The following is a 24689-nucleotide window of genomic DNA, read 5'->3' on the forward strand; positions in this document are numbered from 1 at the left end:
ATACTTTAAATTTGGCGCAAAAATAGCAATTTTTTGCCAATATTTCTAATATTAACCATATACAATTTGCTCCATTACCCAATTGGTGCGGGAGGCTGTTATGCCGGTACTTACGCATGTTCTTTTATACTGAATGGCTTCAACCACTTCTTTGATCAGGTTGTATTGAATATTCTCAGGATTTAGATATGGAAACTCCAATTTGCCCGATTCCTTCTCCAAAACTATCGGGTTATGTCCAAAACCCGAGAAAACAATTTTTCCTTCGGTGCCGATGATTTCCATTTTGTCCTCTCGGGACGACTCGCCTGTAACAAAACTCCAAATACCAGAACCAATCACGCCATTCTCAAATTTTAAGGATGCCACAATGGTGTCCTCAGCGGCGTATAATCCTGCTCTGTTTTCGGCAGTCCCCTCCGCTTGAGTAACTGGACCAAATAAAAAGTCCATGAAATCAAGTTGATGAGAGGCCAGATCATAAAAAACTCCTCCTCCGGCAATTTTAGGATCAACTCTCCAAGCAGGAGCGATTGCATCGGCCTCCTGCGACAACGGCGGCCGCATTAAACGAATTGAGGTCACTAAAGGTCGGCCAATCTGTCCCTCTTCAATTAGTTCCTTTACTTTTAAAAAGCCGGGCAAGGTACGTCGATAGTATGCAACAAATAATGGAACGCCGGTCTCCTCTGAAACCTGCATCATTTCCTGACATTCAGCATAGGTGGCAGCCATCGGTTTTTCAACATAAACAGGCTTTCCTGCTTTCATGGCTTCTATGGCGTAAACCGCATGTGATGAAGGAGGCGTGGCAACATATATTGCATTAACACCTGGATCGTTGATTAATTCCGAAGCATTTGAATACCATCGTGATACTTCGTGTCTTTTGGCATAATCGGCAGCCAATGATTCATTACGGCGCATGACTGCCACTAAAAGGGATTTCTCAATTTTATTAAACGCCGGTCCGCTTTTTTTCTCAGTAACATCACCACAACCAATGATTCCCCAATTCACTTGTTTTACAGCCATTTGAATATTTTTTGAATTATTTTTACACTCTGTTTGATGCTAAATTGCATATTTTTTAGCAAATTTCAGTACTAAAGAAAGAATATGAAAAGATATCTGCATAAATTATTTAACAAATTAATAAAACGACGACAATTTACAGCCAAACAAAATAACCCCGATGACAACTACGACATAATTGGCGATGTGCATGGTTATTGTGCCGAACTGGAATCATTGTTGCAAGTAATGGGATATACGCAGATTGATGGATTATGGCAGCACCCGGAACGCAAAGTAATCTTTGCAGGTGATTTTATCAGTCGCGGTCCCGATACCAAAGGAGTTCTTTCACTTGTGCGCAACATGGTTGAAAACAAAACGGGCTTTGCCGTTTTGGGTAATCATGAATTGAATGCCATCGGATATTTCACATACAATAAGAAAGGGAAACCAATTTTTCAACCTCCATCATCCAATAAACTACAGATGGAGAAAATAAAAGAACAGTACAAAAACAGTGAGAGCGAACTAACTGACTCCATAAAATGGCTACGAACCCTTCCTTTTTTTATTGAAATCGGCCCTTTCCGTGTGGTGCATGCCTACTGGAGTGATAAGCATGTGCAGATAATAGATAAAAATATAACGAAAGGCAAACTAACCAAAAGGTTAATTAAGGAGATTGTTCGCAATGAAACACCATTTGCCAAAGCGGTGAGACAAACAACACGTGGAATTGAATTGAATTTGCCTAAGGACCTTATTATAAAAGACAGTAAAAACGTAAGGCGAACCAATTTCAGAGTAAAATGGTGGAATTCGCCTATACAAAAAACATTCAGAGAACTTAGTTTTGGAAACCGGTTCAAATTACCGGAATACACTGTTCCTGAGCAGCTGCTATTTCCGTTCGAAGTTTATGATGAGCTTGCTCCGCCGGTGTTTTTTGGCCATTACTGCATTAAAGATATGCCATTAATTGTTTCTTCAAATGCCTGTTGTGTTGATAATTGTCTGGCCGGAGGCGGGCAATTAGCAGCCTACTGCTGGAATGGTGAATCAACGCTTAATGAATTAAACTTTATTTATCAACCACGTCTCAGCTAGTTTTTGATTCATAAAAAGGAACATTACATTTGCAAAGTGATGTAATATGCAGAAACGGAAAACCTCAAAGATTTGACCGTATAAATCATCCTCTGATTTTTCACAATTTTTTCTAATTGGGTAGTCTATTGATATGATAAAAAAGATACTTCTCATACTACTGATAATAACATCAATCCCATTAACAGGTGGAGAATTGGTGACCGTTGTGGTCACCAATAATGCATCATCTGACGGGTCGGTATTTGTAGCACAATTTAACCTGCAAAATAGCATTGACATTGAAGAGCATATTTTTTTTAAACGAAAACAGACCTCTCCTAATTCAGTAAAAGAGATTTTTTCTTCCCAAACAGGTGGGAAAATAGGAGAAATACCGGAGAAAAATGGGACACTTCAAATTTTGGCCAATACAAATGAACACCAATTAACCATTATTGGTCATCGCTTTTCAGCCAAAGAAGAGTTACGGAATCAAAAAGGTATGCTTGACGGTGAAAACCTGAAAAGGATTGCACTACAGCGTTCAACAAGTGCACATGATGCCATCAATACCATTGCTGCACTTGCCGAAAAACATGGCTATAATGGTAATGGATACCGTTTTTTCATCGCAGACCCATCTGAAGTGTGGATGATGGAAATGACCGGTAAAGGTGCTATGAACCGGGGGGCGGTATGGGTGGCCCGATTGATTCCGGATGGCAGAATGGCGGTTCATGGCATAGAACCATCTATTGGCAGCTTTCCCATTAGCAGCCGTAACAATGATGTACTCTACTCACAGGATGTTATTTCGTTTGCTCGGGAAATGGGTTTTTTTGATGGAAGGAACCGTGATTTTAATTTTAAAAATGCATATACCGACCCTCAGTCCAATGATGAAAATAGTGGAATTGTTCGTGAAACGGCCGGTTTGTTTAATGCATCCATTCATCAGAGAAGCGATTCGGTTTCCTTGCCTTTGTTTTTTCAGCCGTCGCAAAAAGTTAGTTTGCGCTCGGTAAAAGAGCTGACCAAAAAACTCCATCATGGAGAAGAGACGGACTCGGTTAATACCGATAAAACCGTTTCCACCTTTATTGTGCAGTTGCGAAACTGGTTGCCCCGACCCATTGGAGGGGTTGTATGGTTGTGGGTTGGCGGTGATTCCATCGGTAATTTTCAGCCTTTTTACATTGGAATAGATGAGTTCCCACCATCTTTCAGGGAAAAGCATGATATTATTGGGGAAATCAACAGAATATGCGCGAATCGAACCGATTCGGCAATTTTGGATGAATGCATGAGAATACGACATGAACTGGAAGAGAAATATCTCCGTTTTGCTCCGGCTGTGGAGCAAACAGCCAGAGCTTTATTTGTCAGCAATCCGGCACTGGCCGTTGAATACCTTACCGATTATTGTTTTAGCCAAAGCCTTATAGCAAAAAGGAGGTGGAGAGAATATCTTGAAGAGTTACAAAACATGGAAAATATAAATCATTAAAAAAGCATGTATCTTTCAGAAATAGGCGAATTTGGTTTTATAGAGCGGTTTGCACACCGCTTTAAGGATTTACTTTGTCCCAATTCCATGGGAATTGGGGATGACTGCGCCGTTTTACCTTGCGATGAAAATCACGATTTGGTCATTACCACAGATATGCTGGTGGAGGACATTCATTTTATTCGCAACAAAATATCACCCTACGACCTGGGCTACAAATCATTGGCCGTAAACCTAAGCGATGTAGCGGCCATGGGTGCACGTCCTGTTGGCTCTTTTTTATCTGTAGCCATTCCCGAAAATATTGAAGTTGAATGCCTTGACGAACTGATGGATGGGTATCATGCGCTGAGTGACAAATTCCGGTTACCCTTAATGGGCGGCGACACAACAAAATCGCCTGATAAATTGATTATAAACATCAGTGTGATTGGAAAAATAGAGAAGGGAAAAGCCAGATTGCGCTCAATGGCTCAATCTGGTGATGTCATCGCTGTTACCGACACGCTTGGTGATTCAGCTACTGGTTTGCAGTTAATATTAAGAGAGTTAAACAGCAGCCTGGAAGCAGATTGGCTCATTAACAGACACAATCGTCCGGAAGCTGATGTGGAAGAGGGCATCTGGCTGGCACAGCAATCGGGTGTAAATGCCATGATGGATGTTTCAGACGGCATCGCGTCTGACTTAAACCACATTTTAAAAGCCTCAAAAAAAGGAGCTGAAATTGATTTGAAACGACTACCCCTCTCCCATCAGTTATTAAACATTGCTGAAAAACATCAGTTTAATCCCATTGAATTGGCTACTTCCGGTGGTGAAGATTATTGCCTTTTGTTAACCATCAGCCCTGAAGAGTTTCCACATATATCCGACTCTTTCGAAAATAAATTTGGCAAAAAGCTGTTTAATATAGGAAGGATAAACGGAGAATCGGCTAAGCTTAAATGGTTCTCGGGCAACCGGGAGGTTGTCATTTCAAAGGGAGGTTTTAATCACTTTGAGTAGATTTAGATAACTGTAATCAATTCCTTTATCTATTTGCTGCAAACAACATCTTCATTGTTATATGAGATATGGTCAAAACAATTCTTCTATATAATAAAGGCTTTAAATGGTTCACATCTGAATCCATATCAGCTAAAGGTTATTTATTTGATTCAGAAGACAATTACTACGAAGAAGAAAAACTGATTAATTATTTTTCTAATATTGAGAATATTAATCAATTCAAACAAAAAATAGAAAATGCCAATGGAGTTTTCTCCGTTGTTGTCAGAATTAATGACATCACCTGCATTGCATGTGATAAATCAAGATTCTTTCCGCTTTACTACAGCAAGCACACCGACGGTTATGTCTTTAGCGATATTCCCTATGAATTGATGAAATTGTTGGGTGACGCCAAAGTTGATGAAGTTCAATCTGCCATTTTTAAATCAACAGGTTACACCATCGGAAGCAAAACCTTAGTTAAAGGAATAAATGAAGTTCCTGCCGCAGAATATCTGGTTATTGAAGAAAATAACGTAAAAGAGTCGGGCTCTTTTTTTTCTTATGCTTCTAAAAAAGTAAGTGATGACTTACCCTACGAAACACTTAAAGAAAAAGGAAGGAAGGCTTTTGAACAAGCTTTTATGAGATTGATGACCTCTTTGAAAGGCAGACAGGTTGCGCTGCCTCTCAGTGGTGGTTATGACTCACGCTTAATTGCAGCGATGCTAAAGAAATTTGGTTATACCGACGTGGTTTGTTTCACATATGGACGAAAGAATAATTTCGAGCTTCAAAACTCAAAAACAACAGCTGAAAGACTTGGGTATAAATGGATTTTTGTAGAATACAATCAGGAATTGATTAAAGATTATTATGACACCTCACAATTTAAAGATTATGCGTTATTTGCCGGAAAAATATCTTCCATGCCTTATATGCAGGAGTATTTTGCCGTAAAGTATTTAAAAGAAAAGAATCTGATAAAGAATAATGCCGTATTTATTCCGGGACATTCAGGAGATGTTCTCGGCGGAAGCCAATTTATTAAAGTCTTTAATAGCAATATCGAAATAGAAGAACTATCTGAGCACTATTTTAAGACGAAATTCAATTTTTCTAATATTCAAAGGAAATATAAAAAGTCTGCATTTAAAGTTATTGAAGATCGTTTTAAGCCTTATGACAGAAATGGTGGCTATGTCCCCTATTCAATTTTCGAAGATGTAGATATTAAAGAAAAGAGTGCAAAACACATAATAAATTCAGCTGCGGTTTTTGATTATTTTGGACATCAAATGCGAATTCCTTATTGGGATAATAAAATAATGGGATTTTTTAAATCAGTTCCGGCCAAGTATAAAATTGCTAAAATGCTTTTTGACGACATTTTAAAGTCTTTCTATTTTGAAGATCTTGATCTGTGTCTCGAAAAAGAATTACAACCGAAGTACTATCAAATGAAAATTCAACAATTTAAAGATTTGTTTAAAGGATTCTTGCCGAAATACTTGAGAATTAAATTGTTGATAAAAAGCGATTGGATGTATTACTACGAAATTACAAAACCAATGGGTAACGAGATCACTTTTAATTATAAAAACATATCAAGTTTTAATGCTGTAATTACAAACTGGTATGTTTCATTTATGAAAAACAGAATAAGGCAAATTATTCGTGATGGCGATAAGAAATAAGATAAAAAAAGTAATTGCAAATCAGAATTTAAAGTTTTTTCTGACATTGCTTTCCGGTTCAGCTATAGCGCAAGGAATTGTATTTCTAATCACTCCAGTTCTTAGTCGGGTTTATACTGATGAAATGTTCGGAACATTAACACTATTTTCTTCAATAACACTTACCTTAAGTACTGTAGTTGCATTACGATACGAACTTTCAATATTATTGCCTAAACGAGAAAAAGATGCTGTTAGTTTATTGATTCTCTGTTTCATCATCATAACAGTATTATCTTTGGTTACATTGTTTATAATTATACTTTATCATGAGTTCTTTAATGGACTTTTCGATAATGGCGGACTTGGAAGATTCATTTTTTTATTACCATTAGGAGTTTTTTTACATGGGATGTTTAACACTCTTACTTATTGGCTGAATCGACAAAAGAAATTTAAGAGCATCTCTTTTGTGCGGATAAATAAATCTATATCAATGAGCAGTGTACAATTAATCAACGGGTTTTCTGCGCTTCAATATTTAGGACTCATTCCAGGTTTGATTGCAGGCCAATTGATGGGATTTCTTCACACTATTTATTCAGCTTCAAAGTCAATTAGGAGAAATGCACATCATATATCAATCAACCGAATATTGTTATTGGCAAAAAGGTATCAGAAAATTCCAAAATACAATACACTATTGACATTCACGAACACCCTGTCTAATGAATTGCCGAACATTCTAATTCCAAAATATTTTGGACTGGCCATTGGAGGCCAATTTGGCCTTGCTGTAAGGTTGATAAAAACCCCCATTGGATTAATCAGTGAAGCTGTTAGCCAAATTTTTTTTAATAAAGCTTCGGAAACCTATAATAATGAACCCTCCCGATTTCATGAACTTGTTAAGCAAACCTACATTAAACTTTTTTTTCTTGCATTAACAGGATTTCCATTATTGTTTGTATCAACTTATTTTTTCGAGTATATATTGGGAAGTGAATGGACTGAAACAGGTATTTATTCTCGCCTTCTTATTCCGTGGTTGTTTCTGATGTTTTTGAACTCCCCCATATCATCACTAATTGTTATCTTAGGTAAACAGAGATCATTGGTGATATATGATCTGTTGCTTTTACTTTTGAGATTAACTGCGTTAATTCTCGGATACCATTATTTTTACAATATCATTTATGTATTGGTGCTTTATTCAATGGTAGGAATGATTTTTAATTCTTTTCTAATTTTTTATTTTATAAAACTGTCCAAACAGGCAGATCAAGAACATAAATATGGACGATAACTCATTAAATATTTCATTTACCGGGGATTTGAGTGTTACTGGAGTATTTTATCAAAAAGTATCTGATAATAAAGAGATATTTACAGAAGAGATTAAAAAACTTTTATCAAACAAGGATTATGTCGTCTGCAATCTGGAAGGTGCAGCAACTGATACCTGTCGCAATATAGTGGTGAAAAGTCCGGGAAATACCATTAATTATCTCTGTCATCGAAATATTAAAGTATTTAATCTAGCAAACAATCATATTTTCGATTGTGGAGTTAATGGATTTTCAGATACTATAAATAAAATTGAAGAAAATAAGTCCATATGTTTTGGAGCTGGAAAAAACATACATGAGGCATCAAATATTGTTTATTTAAAAAACAACTATGTAATAGTTGCTTTAATAGGTATTTGCGATCATTCCATTAAAAATGCAAGTAAAAGTTCTGAAGGAGTATTCTCATCGAGTGCTTTTTCTCTGATAAAGGATAAAGTTATTGAGGCTAAAGAAAAGGCTGATTATGTAGTCCTCAATTTTCATGGTGGAGAGGAATATACTTTATACCCTTCTCCCGAAAAGCGAAATTATTTAAAGAAATTATCAAGAATAAATGAACTTGACATTATCATAGGACATCACTCACATACATTCCAAGGGGCTGAAACAGTTAATAACACATTAATATTTTATTCCCTAGGAAATTTTGTATTTGACATTGAGAATAACCGGATATATGATTATGTCAATGAAAGCGCTATTTTAAATATGGAGTTTTCAAAGGACAAATTTTCATACTGCATTACTCCAATAAAGATAGATTATTCAAGTGGTTCCATCAAGATTCATACAGATGATTTTATAAACCATATAGATCACATTTCCCGATTTGATAAGTATTATAATAAATGGATCAAAGATGCTTACAGAGTAATATATAAAAGAAATATTACAGAACAGCAAGCAGTTGGGAAACAGTTATTGCGAAGCCAGAGTGTCTTCAGAATTTTGTTTTCTATAAAGACTTACAAAAGAATACTGACGTTATTATTGGATGAAAATCAACGTTCTGTTTTCCTCGGAGCCTTTTATTATAAGCTTATTAATTCATTCAAAAAGAATTAAGCTTCCAGAACCACCTGAAAATCATCATTCCAGGTAAGCTTTCCCTCTTTTGGGTTACCATTCGCATCTGTAAAGCCCTTTAGTTGGTTGGTTTTGCCTCTTAAAACTAAGTCCTGCACCTGCTTTTCAGTCAGTTTTTTACCCATCAATTCAAAAGGGACAAGTACTTTGCAGCCATTGCTGTATCTGTTGCAGCCATAAGCCGAACGGCCTTTAATAATAAGCCCTTCCTTACATTTTGGACATTTCCACTCCGGGGCTTCATCCTTATCCAACTGTAACTGATAATTTTCATCCAGAGTTAAAATGCCGTCCACCTTTTCACCGTTAACATCGAACCCTTTGATTAGGGGTGTCTTGCCCTTTTTAAAGAGTGTTTCCATCTGGTTTGGAGTGAGTTGTTTTCCCATAAAAACAAAAGGCACCACAGTTTGACATCCCTCTTTGTATCGGGAACATCCCCACGCCTGCTTCCCTTTAAGCATAGTTCCTTCACCACATCGTGGACACTTACCGTCATCAGATTTTTCATCTGTAGCAGTTTCCTTCCTGCTGTTTCTGCCATCCTCCTCCTGGACTACCTCTATTCTATTTATGGTAGGCTCACGACGAACCGTATGAACAATGTCTGAAACCATTTGCTTTAGTTCATTCATAAATTCACCTGCATCGTATTTACCATGTTCAATGTCTCTCAGCTTTTTTTCCCACTGTCCGGTAAGTTCTGCCGATTTCACCGATTCATTGCGAATGGTATCTATCAACTGCATACCGGTAATAGTTGGTGCGAGGCTTTTTCTGTTTTTGATGATGTATTTTCGTTTAAAGAGCGTTTCTATAATGGCTGCCCTCGTAGAGGGCCGGCCAATACCGTTCTCCTTCATCACATCGCGCAACTCTTCGTCATCCACCTGTTTTCCGGCAGTTTCCATGGCTCTTAGCAATGTCGCTTCGGTGAAGGGCTTTGGAGGTTGGGTCTCTTTCTCCTGCAAATCGGGTTCATGTGGACCCTTCTCCCCTTTTGTAAATTCAGGCAAAATGGAGTCGTCACTTTTACCTGAACCTGCCTGTTTCAATACTACCCTCCAGCCTGGTTCAATAATCTGTTTGCCCGTTGCCTTAAAATTAACAGTTTCAACTTTCCCTTCCACTGTTGTGGTATTGATAACAGCATCAGGATAAAATGCTGCAATAAATCGGCGCGTGACCATATCAAACACGAGTTTTTCATCTCTGCTTAGTGATGAGGAGGGATTTTGTCCGGTGGGTATGATGGCGTGGTGGTCCGTGACTTTATTATCGTCGAATACTTTCTTCGATTTTGGGATTTTCTTCTCCAGTAAAGGAGTGGTTAAAGCCTCATAGGGCTTTAACCCTTTCAAAATACCACCTATTTTCGGATACATATCGTTGCTCAAAAAAGTGGTATCCACTCTGGGATAGGTGGTCAATTTCTTTTCGTATAGCAGTTGGATGGTTTTTAGTGTTTCATCGGCCGAAAGGCCAAATTTACGGTTACACTCCACCTGCAGCGACGTTAAATCAAATAACCGGGGTGGTGATTCCTTTCCCTTTTTACGCCCAAAACCGGTAATTTCAAACTCTTTACCCCGGATGGTTTCAATGGCTTTTTCAGCTTCATCTTTATTGGTAAATCGTCCTTCGGAATTATTAAAGGTCACCTCCTTATAGACTGTTTTCAGTTCCCAATAAGGTTGCGGGGTGAAATTGTCAATCTCCTTTTGGCGTTCCACAATCAACGCCAAAGTTGGGGTTTGTACCCGTCCAATGGATAGAACCTGCCCCTGCTGACCGTATTTCAGGGTATATAAACGAGTGGCATTGATTCCCAAAAGCCAGTCGCCAATGGCTCTTGCACTTCCAGCGGCATATAAAGCGTCGAATTGTTCTCCTGCATGCAGTTTTTCAAAACCTTCGCGGATAGCCTCCTCTGTTAAAGAGGATATCCACAATCGCTTAACCGGACACTTGCATTCAGCCTTTTGCAAAACCCAACGCTGAATCACCTCCCCTTCTTGTCCGGCATCACCACAATTAATAACCATTTCGGCATTTTTAACCAGCTGTTCAATAGCTTTAAATTGTTTAATGACTCCCTGGTCGTTAAGCAATTTTATGCCAAAACGAGACGGAATAATGGGAAGTGTTCCAAGAGACCAACGTTTCCAATCGGGTAAGTAATCGTGTGGTTCTTTAAGCGTACATAAATGGCCAAAGGTCCACGTTACCTGATAACCATTTCCTTCAAAATAGCCATCCTTACGTGATGTAGCACCTAAAATGCGAGCCAGTTCTTTAGCAACACTGGGTTTTTCGGCTATGCAGACCTTCATTGGTAGTTTTTCATTTGGATTTGATGCACGAATATAACCAAATTAAGCGAAGCAATGAAATAGAGTTTTTAACAATATGTACCTGCAATAATAAAGCAGATTTTGCAAAAGCACCAACAAACTTCACGCGGCGCTGCCGCTACATCAAAAACCCTGTGGTGCAGCGCACCGTGATGTTGGCATGTCATTATCTTTAAACATTAAACACCAATCCATCATAGGCTAATTCCACTCCGGCAGGCAAGGTTTTGTTTACTTCATCGTGCAAACCCAATTGGTGACTGATGTGTGTGATAAAAGCCCCTTGTGGTTTAATCCGGGCAATTACTTCCAAAGCTTGTTGAAGGGTAAAATGAGAGATGTGGGGTTCATGTCTTAGTCCGTCTATCACCAGAATTTTGGTGCCAAAAAGTTTTTCATATTCCGCTTCGGGAATATGATTGGCATCGGTAACATATGAGAAATCGCCTATTCTGAAAGCCAAAACCGGCAAGCGGTGATGCATCACGCGAATTGGAATCACCGGAACTGATTCAACAATAAACGGCTTTTCGTCAATGCTATTAAGCACAATTTCCGGCAGTCCCGGATATTTTGATTCGGAAAATGCGTATGCAAACTCCTATTTAATACTTTCAATGACTGGTGGTTCGGCATACACATTGGCATGTGTATTATTAATCCAGTTAAAGGCACGCACATCGTCCAATCCGGCAGTGTGGTCTTTGTGAGCGTGTGTTATTAGAATGGCATCAAGATGGGGTATTTGGCAACTGAGCATTTGTTGGCGAAAATCGGGGCCTGCATCGATGACAATATTTTTATCATTGGTTTGAATCAGAACCGAAGAACGCAATCGCTTATCTTTGGGATTGCTGGAGCGACACACTTTACATTTGCAGGCTATCATGGGTACCCCAAGGGAAGTTCCAGAACCAAGAATGGTGATGGTCATTGATATGATTATTTACTTCTGTTAATTCGAATTTTAAATTATTTAACTCTGCGTCATTGCGTCTCTGCGTTAATTCTTTTTTTATTACACTATTCAAAATCCTTCACCCTTGCCTTCACAACTTCAAAACGATTTCGTTTTTTGTTATCTGAGGCAAATTCCATCGGTACAAAATAATCATTATACCCCGAAGCCACACCATCTTTCCATTTCTCAACCAGAATGCGTTGCTCTGTATTATCAAAAGGCGCCCGATAAGCGGCAGTCAACTCCTCTGCCAACTCGTGCATTCGTTTACTGCGTTCTGTTTTAACCTTATCGGGAATGTGATTTGGCATGCGTTCTGCTCTGGTACCTTGTCGCACAGAATATTTAAAGATGTGCATGTGTCCGAAACCCACTTCACGTGCAATGCTCATGGTCTCTTCAAACTCCTCCTCTGTTTCACCCGGAAAGCCGACGATAATGTCGGTTGTGAAATTAGATGCCGGGTCAACTTTCCGAACCCTCTCTACAATATTTAAATAATCCTTTACAGTATACATCCTGCGCATTTGAAGCAAAATTCGCTCAGAACCACTTTGTAAGCAAAGATGCAGGTGTGGCGCCAATTTTGGGTGACCTATTAAAGTAAAAAAATGGTCATCGAAACGGTCCGGTTCGATGGAACTGATGCGTACCCTAAAATCACCTTCAAGATTCAGAATTTTATCTACCAAACCCGAAAACTTCACCCCTTCGTATTCATAACGGCTGATATTTACACCGGTAAGCACAATCTCTTTCGCTCCTTTTGCCACAACATCGCGTACATTTTCTAATACCTGTTCAACAGGACGGCTGATGGCTCTTCCGCGGACAAATGGAATGATGCAAAATGTACAGAAATTATCGCAGCCATCCTGAATTTTAATCAAACTGCGGGTATGAAACATTTCAGTGAACGACTGGTAACTGAATAGGTCATAATCCTCACCGGATAGTTCGGCATTCCCGGTTTTTACCAACGAGTCAACGCTATGAAAAATTCCACTTTTCCCTTTGTTGTTGATGACGGTTGCTTGTGGAAATTTCTTTTGAAGCTGATTGGCATGGCTCTCAGCCATGCAGCCTGTTATCACCATTTTTGCATCAGGGTTGATGCGTCCGGCATGACTGATAACGTATCTTGATTTCTGGTTGCTCTGGTTGGTAACCGTGCAAGTGTTTACCACCACCACATCGGCTCCCTCTTCCTTTTCTGACACCTCGTAACCATTACCTTTAAACTGTGCCGCAAGGGCATCAGTTTCATACTGGTTTAATCTGCAACCTAATGTTTTAAATGCAACCTTCATATTATTGTTTAAACGCAGAGACGCAAGATATAAAATTCTTTGCGCCACTGCGTCTTTGCGTTTATTTATATTTCAACCTCTGCCTTTACCAGTTGCCCTTCGGCACTAAACGGCCTCACCGATTCAATTTTAACATCAACAAACGAGCCAATGAGCGAATCGTCGTCCGATGCAAAACGGACTGTGATTTTTCCTTCAGTATGTCCGCTCAAAAAGTCATCTTTTCTATCTTTTCCACGAACAAGAACCCTCACGGTCTCTCCCTCTAATTTTTGGGTGTGTTCAATGGCTACCGCTTCCAAATCGGAAGTTAAAATGGCATAACGCCGTTTTTTTTCCGCATGCGGGACATCATCCTGCCATGCATAAGCTGCTGCGCCGGGACGTGGCGAATACATGGCGATATACGCCATGTTATATTTGAATTCTCTAACTGCCGCTCGCGTGTTTTCGAACTGCTCTTCTGTTTCACCGGTAAAACCGACAATGATATCGGTAAACAACGTGGCGGAAGGAATCAATTCATGAATCCAGCCCACCACTTCGCGGTAACGCTCCATGCTGTGTTTACGGTTCATACGAATGAGCACTTTATCGTCGCCGGATTGAACCGGCAAATGAATCTGCTTGCCCAGCGAGTGATGGCGGGCAATGGCCTCAATCACATCGCGCGACATATCGCGCGGATGGGGTGAAGTGAAATATATCCAGACTTCATTGCCGGAATCGTCGGCCATTCTGCCTAATTCATCCAACAATTGAGCAAAAGATAACTCCTCCCCTTTTTTATCCAGGCCATAAGAGTTCACATTTTGCCCCAACAGGGTAATACTTTTATACCCCTTTTCAATCAAATTGCGTGTTTCTTCGATGATATCGGCTGAAGGACGACTCACTTCACGTCCACGCGTGTATGGAACGGCACAAAACGTGCAGAACTTGTTGCACCCGTTCTGAATGGGAATAAAAGCCTCAAAACTGCTGTTATAAACAGGTTCAACTTCCCATGTTTGAGGAGCTGCAGCCACTTTAGATGCAGGCTTTAAACCGGAAAAACCCAATTTTTCGGCGGTTGAAGCGGGTGTAGCAGCTTTAATGAGTTCATCATCGTTAATTCGGCCAAAATTGGAAACAGGCGTTGTTACTCCATATTGACTGAGCATGGCAGGAAAAGTGGCCAACTCTTTCATATCAAAAACCAAATCAAAAAGCTTCAGGAATTTTTCATGGTCATCCGGTAATATACATCCCGACACAAAGGTGATTAAATTCCTTTTGTTCTTCCATTTGTTCCACTTGGCAATTTTGGAATAGACCTTATCAATGGCCTTTTGCCTCACCGAACAGGCAATGATGCCAATCACATTGGCATCTTCTTCCTTTTCCGTTGCTTCATACCCCATCTTTGCCATCACTGCCTGAACACGCTCCGCATCGGCCTGATTCATCTGGCATCCCAATATTACTAAATGATACTTCATATAAATTATATTAACGCAGAGACGCAAAAACGCTGAGTTTTTTTAGTTTTTCTTTGCGACTTAGCGCCTTTGCGTTTAAAAAATCAAAAATAAACTTCTGTAAATATATCCGATGACTTTACCCCTTGTTTTTCAAGGATATCATAAACATCGTAAATCATATCACAATTTCCGCAAAGATAACACAAAGTATCGGAATTAACAGGATTTTGTTCCAGCCAACCGGTTACCCGGCCATGGAAATCGCCTCCTTCATCCTGCGATGTGCAAGCCGCGTAGCGACTTGGTTTATAGGCCTCTTTTTCGTAGGCTTCCTCGGCAAATTTGATGCCATGAATCAACCTGTAATCGAGTCCGGGATAGGATTTTACGAAACTATGAAAAGGTGATATTCCTGTCCCGCTGGCAACAAAAAGAAATGTTTTTTTCTGCTTAACAGCTTCCTCTATGGTGAAATAGCCCACTGCATCGTTAATAACCACCGAATCGCCTGCTACCAGTTTTTTTAAAGCCGGGGTTACCAGACCGTTTTCCACTTCTCTCACCAATATTTCCAAATAATCATCCGAAGGTGCATTATATATTGAATACTCCCTTGTGTGGATGCCATTGGGCGGTCCAACCTGAATGTGTTGTCCGGGAAGAAACTCCAACCCGTTTCGCTCCATTCGTAACACAAATGTCGAGTCGGTTAAATCTCTTTTGTCTGTGATTTTATGTAAGTTAAAACTTCTTTTTTGCATGCTATGTTATTTTAGACTGCAAAAATGCGAAAATATGTACTGAGTTCAAATCTTTAAGAGATATTTATGTCTTTATATCTGATTGAATTAAACAATTAGATCATTAGTCCGCATTCATTCGGGAAAGATAATTACGGCTCTAGTTTATAATAGCGTTTTTATTTTCAGAAGGTGTGACAAGGGCAACCTTATGGGACAGGTATTAACACCCCGGTCTAAACTATAAGAACAAGGAATTAATCTGCCCTTCACAGGGCGAATATGAAATACATCGCATCAGCCCAAGGCGTTGCCTTGGGCTGAATTAATTTAGGCTTTCAGCCTGTTGGAAGACATAATCTCTGTACGCAGTATTGTTTTAGGTTGTATTAAATAAGGCTTTCAGCATTGGAAATACTTTTGGCATTGATGTAGCGCACAGATAAAGTATCTTGCTTATTGCAACGCCACGTAGTGGCAGATTATTTCAACCCAACGGCAACGCCTTGGGAGTAAGCGTAATGAGAATTTGCGTCCTGAAAGGACAGATTAATTTATAAAAATAATATTATAGTTTTGAAAGGAGGAAAGAGGAACTCAAGAATACGACCCAAATCAATTGGCTTTATGAAAATAACATTGCAAATTTAAACTAGAGCCATAATTACATCTAAATCATTGTTGTCAGGCAAATTAAACATAACGAACCAACTGTAACAAGAGATCCCTCACTCCGCTACGCTACGTTTGGGATGACAGGTGTTTACGTTAGCGGACAACAAACAATACATCTAAATTCCTATCTATTCTTTGCATTTTAGTGGGCAACAAAAAAATATTAGTAAAAACCACGAATTTCAAAGGGAAAGTAAATAATTAGTTGTAAAATACTTTATGTTCTATGTGTCTTAATGGGCAACAAAATTTCTATCTTTGTCAACTAAATTAAAAACTATGCCCGGAAAACTATATCTCATTCCCAATACCCTCGGAACAAAAGAGTCTACGCACGTTATTCCTGCTGATGTAGCAAGCATTGCGGTATCGCTGCGCCATTTTATTGTAGAGGATTTACGTACTGCACGTCGTTTTTTAAGAGCATTGGACAGAGAGATGGATATTGATGGGTCTCAGTTTTATATGTTGAATAAGCGTACTACGCCGGCACAATTCGCCGAATATCTGAAACCCTTAAAAGCCGGCCAAAATGTGGGCATCATATCAGAAGCCGGTTGTCCGGGAGTTGCCGACCCGGGCGCAGAGGTGGTAAAACTGGCTCACCAGGCAGGGATAGAAGTAGTTCCAATGGTGGGACCTTCCTCTATTTTATTGGCTTTAATGGCCTCAGGAATGAATGGACAAAACTTCGCATTTGTTGGTTATATTCCCATCAAAAAAGATGAACGCATAAAAACCATTCGCCAATTGGAGAATCGCTCACGCAACGAACATCAGTCGCAAATTTTTATCGAAACCCCTTTTAGAAACAACCACCTGGCTCAGGACATTGTAAGTAACTGCAATCCCCAAACACGCCTTTGCATTGCATATAACCTGACCATGCCCGACGAGTTTGTGGTTACAAAAACCATTGGACAATGGAAAGGAAAACTGCCTGAATTGCACAAAAAACCTGCAATATTTATATTGCAGGGGTAGATTAATTCAAATGCACATACGCAAAAACGAAAAGCTTTTCTTATATTCTCTAATTTAAGCGTTTCTGTATATGGAAAATTGTCGCGTTATACTCTGCGTCATTGCGTCTCTGCGTTAATTTATATGATGATTTTATTTCTATATCGCCCAAACTCATGTTCAAAATTTGGAGTAAAAACACCTTTCCCCAAATTCTCTTCAATTTCATTAATTTGCCAAACTTTTCCGCCATCTAATTCTTGCGCGTTGGGTTGGATTTCTCCATCATGTTTTAAAACAAACACATAAACCAGTTCTCGTTCCAAATTGCTTTCCCAAACGTATTTTCCAATGGGAACAGCACCTTTAGGATTAATGCCTATCTCCTCCTCAGACTCCCGTTGCAGGGATAATTCAACCGATTCACCATAAGAGATGTGGCCACCAACAGCTGTATCCCACTTTCCCGGCTGAACCAATTTGTGGAGAGGGCGTTTTTGTAGCCAAACGCCTCCGTTTTTAACCACTTGTAAATGCACAACAGGATGCAATGGCTTATCTGTGCCGCTGTGGACCTCGGAACGTAAAGCCATGCCAATCACTCTCCCTTGTGAATCGACAAGCGGCAGTTTTTCTTCATTTTCTGTATGATGATGAATGTTACTCACTGGGTGTAATTTGTAATCATGTAGATAATTAAACAAATGGCCACAATTGAATTAGTGGCCATGTTAATATTCAATGTATAATCAAACATCTCTTATTTATGAAGTGCCTGCAAACAGGCATTCACATTTTTCTCAATTCGGGCTTCAACATCGACTGCGTTTGCCTTTTCAAATTTATCCCCTGTAATTTTCTCAAAAAGTTCGATGTAACGTTCAGAAACACTTTTAATGAAAGAATCATCCATTTCGGGAACAATCTGACCTTCTTTCCCCTGAAAACCATTTTCAATTAACCATTGACGTACGAACTCTTTGGATAACTGGCGTTGCTGTTCTCCTTTCTGCAATCGCTCCTGGTAACCTTCCTTGTAGAAATAGCGGGAAGAATCAGGCGTGTGAATTTCATCAATCAGATAAATTTCACCATCTTTCTTTCCAAATTCATATTTTGTATCCACCAGAATTAACCCCATTTTGTCGGCCATTTTAGTGCCACGGGCAAAAAGTTCACGGGTGTATTTTTCGAGTTGAATATAATCCTGTTCCGACACAATGCCTTTTCGTAAAATATCCTCCCGTGATATGTCTTCATCGTGTCCATGCGATGCTTTGGTAGTGGGAGTAATAATAGGTTCACTGAATCTTTGATTCTCAACCATGCCATCGGGTAATGGCACACCGCACAACACGCGTTTACCCGCTTTATACTCTCTCCATGCATGGCCCGTAAGATATCCCCTAATAACCATCTCTACTTTAAATGGTTCACACATGAGGCCAATGGTAACCATCGGGTCAGGGATGGCTACTTTCCAGTTTGGAACAATATCTTCTGTTGCATCAAGAAATTTTGATGCAATTTGATTTAACACCTGTCCTTTGAAAGGAATTCCTTTTGGCAGAACCACATCAAAGGCAGAAATTCTATCCGAAACAATCATCACAAGATAATCGTCATTGATGTTATAAACATCCCGAACCTTGCCAATATAGAGATGGTTTTGTCCGGGAAATTTGAAATTGGTTTTTACAATCGCGCTTTCCATTGATTGTATATTATTTTAGTTAATGATAATTGAAAGAAATATGGCCTTTATGTCTCCTTAAGATATAAATACCACAAAAAAAATATTATTTACAAGACAAATCTATAACCTAAAAAGGCAAATATGAAATCAACTCCAATTGCTCCTACCCTGTAAACAGTTCCACGGCATTAAACCTAAAACCTTTCCCGCCATGCGGGACTCCGCTACGCTCCGAAACCTAAAACTTCAAACCTTACTCACTCCTTCTCATACGCTTCTACTATGTCCTGAACCAATCGGTGACGAACAATGTCCTTCACGGTAAATTTAATTCGTTCAATTCCTTTAATCCCTTTTAAAATGCGCATGGCCTGCACCAGACCTGATGTTTGTGGATTTGGTAAATCAATCTGCGTCACATCTCCGGTTACCACAAATTTGGCATGGTCACCCATCCGGGTTAAAAACATTTTCAGCTGATTGGTGGTGGTATTCTGTGCTTCATCCAGAATGACAAAGGCATTATTGAGTGTACGACCGCGCATATATGCCAAAGGGGCAATCTGAATGGTTCCGTTCTCCATGAACTCCTTAAGTTTTATCGGTGGAATCATATCCATCAAGGCATCGTATAATGGTTGAAGGTAAGGGTCGATTTTCTCCTTTAAATCTCCGGGAAGGAATCCCAATTTTTCACCTGCTTCAACAGCCGGCCGGCTCAAAATAATACGTTTTACAACACGTCTTTTTAGCGCTCTCACTGCTAAAGCAATGGCAGTGTATGTTTTTCCGCTTCCGGCAGGCCCCACGGCAAATAATAAATCGTTGGTATCGTATGCTTTCAGCATACGGCGCTGATTCTCCGTACGCGCTTTAATGGGTTTGCCATTTACTCCATATAAGATAGTGTCGCTGTCTTCCTTGCCTCCTCCATAGTAAGAAGCTCCCATCAATATTTCAATTACCGAAGACTCCTTAAGCACATTATATTGATGGTAATGCTCTATTAACAGATTGATTTTTTCCTCAAAATCGGCAATTTCCGCTGCATCACCAATGGCTTTTAGCCAGTTGCCGCGAGCTACAATTTTTAGTTTAGGAAAATGAGCTTTGATAATGTCCAGGTTGGCATTTTTAACACCCAGAAATTCCATTAAATCAATGGATTCAAGATAAATGAGTTTTTCTATCATATATAAGTTTGGAAATCTCTGTTTTTATCGATTACAAATTAACAACAATTTTTGCATATGGGAAGTAGATATGTTGGTTTTTGAACTTAAATTTGAAACATAGTTTCAAATTTATAACTTTGAAAGATATGAACAATGCTGGCTATGCACAGAAAAAATTTGAAGAGGGATTCAACTGCGCTGAATCTGTTCTTTTCAGTTCTGTAAGAGATAGAAATTTTGACTTACCTATGTTGTTAGCTGTCTCCAGCGGGTTTGGTGGGGGAATGGGACGCAAACAAAAAGTTTGCGGCGCCATTGCAGGTGCCGTAATGGCTATTGGCGTCCTCAAGCCTCCGTATAACGATTCAAATGTACTGGAAAATGAACATCCAGCATCTTCAATGGAAATCAAAAACAAAAACTATCAATTGGTGCATGAGTTTATCTCTCAATTTGAGAATCAATTTGGCCATATAAACTGTCTTGAGTTGTTGGACAAATGTGATTTAACCACACCACAGGGAGCTGAGTTGTTTAAATCAGGAAAATTAAAACAACAGCTTTGTTATAAGTATGTTCGTTATGCTGCGGAGTACCTTGAAAATTTAATTGAAAAAGATAATGCAATCTAAAAAAGATACCTTCCAGCGTTTGCTGGAAATTATGGATATTCTCAGAGAAAAATGTCCGTGGGACAATGTGCAGACAAACGAAACTTTACGTACACTGACCATCGAAGAGACTTATGAGCTGGCCGATGCCATTCTGGAAGGCAACGACGAAGCCATCGGCAAGGAGTTGGGGGATTTGCTGTTGCACATTGTTTTTTATGCCAAAATTGGTGAGGAGAAAGGTGCGTTTAACATTGAAACCGTTATGCAAAACCTCATAGATAAACTAATTTATCGCCACCCTCATATTTTTAGTGACACCAAAGTTGAGAATGCCAAAGAGGTTGAAGAAAACTGGGAACAACTGAAACTGAAAGAAAAAAACGGTAATAAATCGGTTCTGTCAGGAGTGCCGGATTCTTTGCCGGCCATGATAAAAGCCAACCGAATACAGGACAAAGCAAGAGGTGTAGGCTTTGACTGGGAAGAACGTTCTCAGGTGTGGGACAAGCTACAGGAGGAGTTCAGTGAATTAAAAGCAGAAGTGGAAAAGGGCAACCAGGATGGCATTGAGGATGAATTTGGCGACCTTTTCTTCTCTCTAATTAACACCGCTCGATTGTATGGCATAAACCCTGAAAATGCCTTGGAACGAACCAACCGTAAGTTTATTTCCAGATTCAACTACCTGGAAAAAGAAACCATTACAAAAGGCAGGGACTTGAAAGAGATGTCGCTGGCCGAAATGGATGAAATTTGGGAAAAAGCCAAGAAAGCACAAAAAAAGAATGCGCAGTAGTAAGGAAAGTCTTGAAAAGAGAGGTTTTATTGACGATGAAGAGAAAAATCTTCATTACCAATTATCGTTTAATGAAAAAATCAATCTTCTTAACAGCAAAACCGCCAAAGAGAGAACGCTTGCTGCCAAACTTTTGGCTACAGAAACCAAATACGTTGCAGACCAACTAATAGTGGCTCTTCGAAAAGAGAAAAAACTCTATTCAAAAATTGAAATAACCAAAGCACTTATTGCTCACAAAAAAGATTCAACACAGCTATTAACTGCCGAGTTGGGAAAAATTGGTTCCAATCAACACCAATCTGTACCCACAAAACAATTTGGAAAAAGCAACTACCCTTTGCCACGCGACATTGCGGCCAGAACCCTCGCAAGCATTGGTGAATGTGCGCTCCCCGATTTGCTGCAAGTTTTAGAACAAAACAATGTGAATCAGATAAGTGAGGCCATTGATGCCATTGGGTATATCTGTTTTTATCATCCTAATTCCCGGGTCTTCGAAAAACTGAAAAGTTGTTACGAAAAACATCTACATAACGAATTAATAAGATGGAAAATCGTTCGTGCAATGAGTGCTTTTGTGCAAAGCACTCACGTTTTAAATGCAATAAAGAATCATGAGGAATCTCCTGGAGTTATTCTGGAGGCAAACCGGAGTCTTCGGCTTATTGGAAAGCGAGTAACAAATTGTGGTGTGTGAAATATTTAGATGACAGGGCTACGCCCCTAAAGCCATTTCAAAAAAATTATATAGGTGCGATAGCTTTGGCATCTTTGAAATATATTTTGATGTTACTAAATTCTCTTGTAGTCACTAAAACAGACAAATTAAAACATCTGTTTATCTTACTTTCAATGTTTGAGGTACCAACACGATTAATATTTTCTAAAAAATATCTATTTTAGCATAAACCAATATTAATTCCATTGTATGGCCAATGCAAAAGCATCAACCAATGGTGCAGGTTTCGGAACCGCACCGGTTTTTTTCACCGCCATTTCAACCATATTAGGAGCGATTCTGTTTCTTCGATTTGGATTTGCCGTTGGCAGCCTTGGATTTTGGGGCGCCATTTTAATTGTGGTATTGGGTCACATGATAACCTTGCCTACAGCACTTGCTATCTCCGAAATATCTACCAACACTCGCGTGGAGGGTGGTGGCGAATACTTCATCATTTCCCGGTCGTTTGGATTGAAAATTGGCTCAACCATTGGCATAGCGCTGTTTTTATCGCAAGCCATCAGCGTGGCTTTTTATGTTATCGCGTTTACCGAAGCATTTGAGCCATTCTTTAACTGGTGGCACACTGCATTTGAATATGAATTACCACGTCAGGCCATCAGTATCCCCGCTCTTGGATTTTTGGCGTTACTAATACTAAAAAAAGGAGCTAATCTTGGAGTCAAAGCACTTTACGTGGTGGTTGCCATTCTTTTTGTGGCTCTTATCCTCTTTTTTGCAGGGAAACCCATTGAAGCCGAAGAGGCACTGCGACAACCCGGTAATAATTTTGGTTTCTTCAATCGTGATAATTTCTTCGTAATATTTGCCATCTGTTTCCCGGCTTTTACCGGGATGACAGCCGGTGTTGGACTCAGTGGCGACCTTAAAAACCCGGGAAAATCAATACCTTTGGGAACCCTTGGAGGAACGGTTGCCGGAATGTTGGTCTACATGTTTATCGTATGGAAAATGTCGGTATCTGCTTCTCAGGCTGACTTACTGGAGCACCAGCTAATTATGTCGCATATTGCATTCGGGGGAGCTATTATTATTCCTTTGGGACTGGCAGCTTCTACCATTTCATCGGCATTGGGGTCTGTCATGGTAGCACCACGAACTTTGCAGGCACTGGCATACGATAAAATATTCCCCTTTAGACGAGTCAATCTTCTAATGGCCAAAGGAAAAGGGAAAACCAGAGAACCGTTTAATGCCGGTATCGTTTCATTTATAATTGCCTTTATATTTGTCGCTTTGGGCGATGTGGACGTGGTGGCTGAAATCATCTCCATGTTCTTTTTAATAACCTATGGTTCACTCTGCCTTATATCTTTCCTGAATCATTTTGGGGCTCCTCCATCCTATCGTCCCAGATTTCGCTCACGCTGGTATTTTTCTTTGGCCGGGTTTATACTTTCAGTTTGGGTTATGTTTATGATTAACCCTTTCTATACCATCATGGCCTATATTATCATCGTTATTCTTTATCTAGTAATTGAGCATTATAACAAAGACCAGAAAGGGTTGGTCAATATTTTTAAAGGGGCACTATTCCAGCTAAACCGCAAGATTCAGGTATACATGCAAAAAAACCAGTCGGAAACCGATGCCGATGAATGGCGGCCTGCCGTGGTTTGTATCTCACCTAATTCTCTTGAACGGGAAAAAGTATTGGACTTAATGAAATGGATAAGCTATAAACATGGCTTTGGAACTTATTTCCACTATCTCGAAGGATATTATAGCAAGCAGACATATTCAGAGTCGCGGGAAATTATGAAGCAACTCATCAATCTGCAAATTGAAGATAACAATGCCTTGTACATCGATACCATGATTTCACCATCCTATACCTCAGCCATCGCTCAGGTAATTCAGGCGCCATCTATTTCGGGAATGGAGAACAACATGGTACTTTTTGAATATGATAAAAACAAACCGGAGGAGATACACCGAATTCTTGAAAATATAAAACTGACAAAGGCCGGTAATTTTGATGTCTGTATCTTTGCCAGTTCAACTGCTTCGGTTCGCTTTCAGAATGGAATTCATGTATGGATTAGACCAACCGACATGACCAACACCAACCTGATGATTTTATTGGGTTACATTATTATGGCGCATCCCGACTGGCATAAAGGTCATATCAAAATTTTCAGCATTTGTGCTCCGGGACATGCAGAAGAGACCAAACAGGAACTTGAAGAGCGAATTGCCAGTGGCCGCTTACCGATAACCCTCACCAATATTGAAATCATTTCATCAACGGGAAATCAAACCATCAGCGAAATCATCAGTGCCCGTTCACGCAATGCAGCGTTAACCATCATGGGATTCAGAGATGAAAAAATTAAACACGAAGGAGTTCACTTTTTCAATAGTTTTCACGATATTGGGGATATTTTATTTGTGAATGCAGCCAAATCCAAAGAAATAAAATAGAAAGTGTGAAAGTGAAATGTGAGACAGTATTGAGATGATGATTAAACATTTTA

19 protein-coding genes and 1 pseudogene are annotated in these 24689 nt (G+C 39.5%); 11 read left to right on the plus strand and 9 right to left on the minus strand.

The features are described from left to right. Nucleotides 1-51: 51 nt before the first annotated feature. Entirely contained in the window at nt 52-1035 is a 984-nt protein-coding gene (locus tag B5X70_RS05485) for a Gfo/Idh/MocA family protein (RefSeq protein WP_079556877.1), read from the minus strand. Between the two features lie 84 nt (nt 1036-1119). Here B5X70_RS05485 and B5X70_RS05490 point away from each other — a divergent pair, with 84 nt between their 5' ends. The 6 genes from B5X70_RS05490 (at nt 1120) to B5X70_RS05515 (ending at nt 8699) form a co-directional block, all read left to right on the plus strand. After that, nucleotides 1120-2124, plus strand: coding sequence for a metallophosphoesterase (locus tag B5X70_RS05490; RefSeq protein WP_079556878.1), 1005 nt, complete (start codon nt 1120-1122; stop codon nt 2122-2124). Between the two features lie 133 nt (nt 2125-2257). Then, nucleotides 2258-3613, plus strand: a complete 1356-nt coding sequence (locus B5X70_RS05495) for a C69 family dipeptidase (protein ID WP_079556879.1) — start codon at nt 2258-2260, stop codon at nt 3611-3613. 6 nt (nt 3614-3619) lie between these two features. Then, on the plus strand, nt 3620-4621 hold the full coding sequence (gene thiL, locus B5X70_RS05500) for a thiamine-phosphate kinase (RefSeq protein ID WP_079556880.1): 1002 nt from the start codon (nt 3620-3622) through the stop codon (nt 4619-4621). Nucleotides 4622-4689: 68 nt separating this feature from the next. After that, nucleotides 4690-6303, plus strand: a complete 1614-nt coding sequence (locus B5X70_RS05505; protein ID WP_079556881.1) for an asparagine synthase C-terminal domain-containing protein — start codon at nt 4690-4692, stop codon at nt 6301-6303. Then, complete coding sequence (locus B5X70_RS05510; protein WP_079556882.1) at nt 6287-7588, plus strand: lipopolysaccharide biosynthesis protein; 1302 nt, start codon at nt 6287-6289, stop codon at nt 7586-7588. The genes B5X70_RS05505 and B5X70_RS05510 overlap by 17 nt, the downstream gene beginning before the upstream one ends. After that, a complete protein-coding gene (locus tag B5X70_RS05515) occupies nt 7578-8699 on the plus strand; it encodes a CapA family protein (RefSeq protein ID WP_079556883.1) in 1122 nt (373 codons plus the stop codon). The genes B5X70_RS05510 and B5X70_RS05515 overlap by 11 nt, the downstream gene beginning before the upstream one ends. Here the strand turns inward: B5X70_RS05515 and B5X70_RS05520 are convergent. The 5 genes and pseudogenes from B5X70_RS05520 to B5X70_RS05540 form a co-directional block, all read right to left on the minus strand. Then, entirely contained in the window at nt 8696-11053 is a 2358-nt protein-coding gene (locus tag B5X70_RS05520; RefSeq protein ID WP_079556884.1) for a type IA DNA topoisomerase, read from the minus strand. The two genes, B5X70_RS05515 and B5X70_RS05520, sit on opposite strands and share 4 nt — an antisense overlap. Nucleotides 11054-11246: 193 nt before the next feature. Continuing rightward, nucleotides 11247-12008 (minus strand): annotated as a pseudogene (locus B5X70_RS05525) (MBL fold metallo-hydrolase). A gap of 89 nt (nt 12009-12097) precedes the next feature. After that, entirely contained in the window at nt 12098-13345 is a 1248-nt protein-coding gene (mtaB, locus tag B5X70_RS05530; RefSeq protein ID WP_079556885.1) for a tRNA (N(6)-L-threonylcarbamoyladenosine(37)-C(2))-methylthiotransferase MtaB, read from the minus strand. A gap of 65 nt (nt 13346-13410) precedes the next feature. Beyond that, complete coding sequence (locus B5X70_RS05535; RefSeq protein ID WP_079556886.1) at nt 13411-14826, minus strand: MiaB/RimO family radical SAM methylthiotransferase; 1416 nt, start codon at nt 14824-14826, stop codon at nt 13411-13413. 83 nt (nt 14827-14909) lie between these two features. After that, on the minus strand, nt 14910-15569 hold the full coding sequence (locus B5X70_RS05540; protein ID WP_079556887.1) for a ferredoxin--NADP reductase: 660 nt from the start codon (nt 15567-15569) through the stop codon (nt 14910-14912). A gap of 933 nt (nt 15570-16502) precedes the next feature. On the opposite strand from B5X70_RS05540, the gene B5X70_RS05545 reads away from it, so the two are divergent. After that, on the plus strand, nt 16503-17207 hold the full coding sequence (locus B5X70_RS05545) for an SAM-dependent methyltransferase (protein ID WP_079556888.1): 705 nt from the start codon (nt 16503-16505) through the stop codon (nt 17205-17207). 119 nt (nt 17208-17326) lie between these two features. On the opposite strand, the gene B5X70_RS05550 is transcribed toward B5X70_RS05545, so the two are convergent. The 3 genes from B5X70_RS05550 to B5X70_RS05560 form a co-directional block, all read right to left on the minus strand. After that, a complete protein-coding gene (locus B5X70_RS05550; RefSeq protein WP_232468337.1) occupies nt 17327-17854 on the minus strand; it encodes an NUDIX hydrolase in 528 nt (175 codons plus the stop codon). Between the two features lie 92 nt (nt 17855-17946). After that, nucleotides 17947-18900: a phosphoribosylaminoimidazolesuccinocarboxamide synthase gene (locus B5X70_RS05555; protein ID WP_079556889.1), complete on the minus strand. Its 954-nt coding sequence runs from the start codon at nt 18898-18900 to the stop codon at nt 17947-17949. A 239-nt stretch (nt 18901-19139) separates the two neighbouring features. Further along, nucleotides 19140-20075, minus strand: a complete 936-nt coding sequence (locus B5X70_RS05560; RefSeq protein WP_079556890.1) for a PhoH family protein — start codon at nt 20073-20075, stop codon at nt 19140-19142. Between the two features lie 128 nt (nt 20076-20203). Here B5X70_RS05560 and B5X70_RS05565 point away from each other — a divergent pair, with 128 nt between their 5' ends. The 4 genes from B5X70_RS05565 to B5X70_RS05585 all read left to right on the plus strand — a co-directional run bounded on the left by B5X70_RS05565 (nt 20204) and on the right by B5X70_RS05585 (nt 24636). Beyond that, a complete protein-coding gene (locus B5X70_RS05565; RefSeq protein WP_079556891.1) occupies nt 20204-20689 on the plus strand; it encodes a C-GCAxxG-C-C family protein in 486 nt (161 codons plus the stop codon). Then, a complete protein-coding gene (mazG, locus tag B5X70_RS05570; protein WP_079556892.1) occupies nt 20679-21467 on the plus strand; it encodes a nucleoside triphosphate pyrophosphohydrolase in 789 nt (262 codons plus the stop codon). Before B5X70_RS05565 ends, mazG begins: the two co-directional genes overlap by 11 nt. After that, on the plus strand, nt 21457-22167 hold the full coding sequence (locus tag B5X70_RS05575) for a HEAT repeat domain-containing protein (RefSeq protein ID WP_079556893.1): 711 nt from the start codon (nt 21457-21459) through the stop codon (nt 22165-22167). The genes mazG and B5X70_RS05575 overlap by 11 nt, the downstream gene beginning before the upstream one ends. A gap of 231 nt (nt 22168-22398) precedes the next feature. Beyond that, on the plus strand, nt 22399-24636 hold the full coding sequence (locus tag B5X70_RS05585; RefSeq protein ID WP_079556895.1) for an amino acid permease: 2238 nt from the start codon (nt 22399-22401) through the stop codon (nt 24634-24636). The last annotated feature ends 53 nt before the right edge of the window (nt 24637-24689 follow it).

Source organism: Alkalitalea saponilacus (genome assembly GCF_900168165.1).
Classification (GTDB): domain Bacteria; phylum Bacteroidota; class Bacteroidia; order Bacteroidales; family Marinilabiliaceae; genus Natronoflexus; species Natronoflexus saponilacus.

Coding starts and splice junctions, on each gene's coding strand:
- B5X70_RS05510 (WP_079556882.1), top strand. CDS start 6,287: ATGGCGATAAGAAATAAGATAAAAAAAGTAATTGCAAATCAGAATTTA.
- B5X70_RS05495 (WP_079556879.1), top strand. CDS start 2,258: ATGATAAAAAAGATACTTCTCATACTACTGATAATAACATCAATCCCA.
- mazG (WP_079556892.1), top strand. CDS start 20,679: ATGCAATCTAAAAAAGATACCTTCCAGCGTTTGCTGGAAATTATGGAT.
- B5X70_RS05540 (WP_079556887.1), bottom strand. CDS start 15,569: ATGCAAAAAAGAAGTTTTAACTTACATAAAATCACAGACAAAAGAGAT.
- B5X70_RS05555 (WP_079556889.1), bottom strand. CDS start 18,900: ATGGAAAGCGCGATTGTAAAAACCAATTTCAAATTTCCCGGACAAAAC.
- B5X70_RS05490 (WP_079556878.1), top strand. CDS start 1,120: ATGAAAAGATATCTGCATAAATTATTTAACAAATTAATAAAACGACGA.
- B5X70_RS05535 (WP_079556886.1), bottom strand. CDS start 14,826: ATGAAGTATCATTTAGTAATATTGGGATGCCAGATGAATCAGGCCGAT.
- thiL (WP_079556880.1), top strand. CDS start 3,620: ATGTATCTTTCAGAAATAGGCGAATTTGGTTTTATAGAGCGGTTTGCA.
- B5X70_RS05585 (WP_079556895.1), top strand. CDS start 22,399: ATGGCCAATGCAAAAGCATCAACCAATGGTGCAGGTTTCGGAACCGCA.
- B5X70_RS05560 (WP_079556890.1), bottom strand. CDS start 20,075: ATGATAGAAAAACTCATTTATCTTGAATCCATTGATTTAATGGAATTT.
- mtaB (WP_079556885.1), bottom strand. CDS start 13,345: ATGAAGGTTGCATTTAAAACATTAGGTTGCAGATTAAACCAGTATGAA.
- B5X70_RS05520 (WP_079556884.1), bottom strand. CDS start 11,053: ATGAAGGTCTGCATAGCCGAAAAACCCAGTGTTGCTAAAGAACTGGCT.
- B5X70_RS05505 (WP_079556881.1), top strand. CDS start 4,690: ATGGTCAAAACAATTCTTCTATATAATAAAGGCTTTAAATGGTTCACA.
- B5X70_RS05545 (WP_079556888.1), top strand. CDS start 16,503: ATGCCCGGAAAACTATATCTCATTCCCAATACCCTCGGAACAAAAGAG.
- B5X70_RS05485 (WP_079556877.1), bottom strand. CDS start 1,035: ATGGCTGTAAAACAAGTGAATTGGGGAATCATTGGTTGTGGTGATGTT.
- B5X70_RS05575 (WP_079556893.1), top strand. CDS start 21,457: ATGCGCAGTAGTAAGGAAAGTCTTGAAAAGAGAGGTTTTATTGACGAT.
- B5X70_RS05565 (WP_079556891.1), top strand. CDS start 20,204: ATGAACAATGCTGGCTATGCACAGAAAAAATTTGAAGAGGGATTCAAC.
- B5X70_RS05515 (WP_079556883.1), top strand. CDS start 7,578: ATGGACGATAACTCATTAAATATTTCATTTACCGGGGATTTGAGTGTT.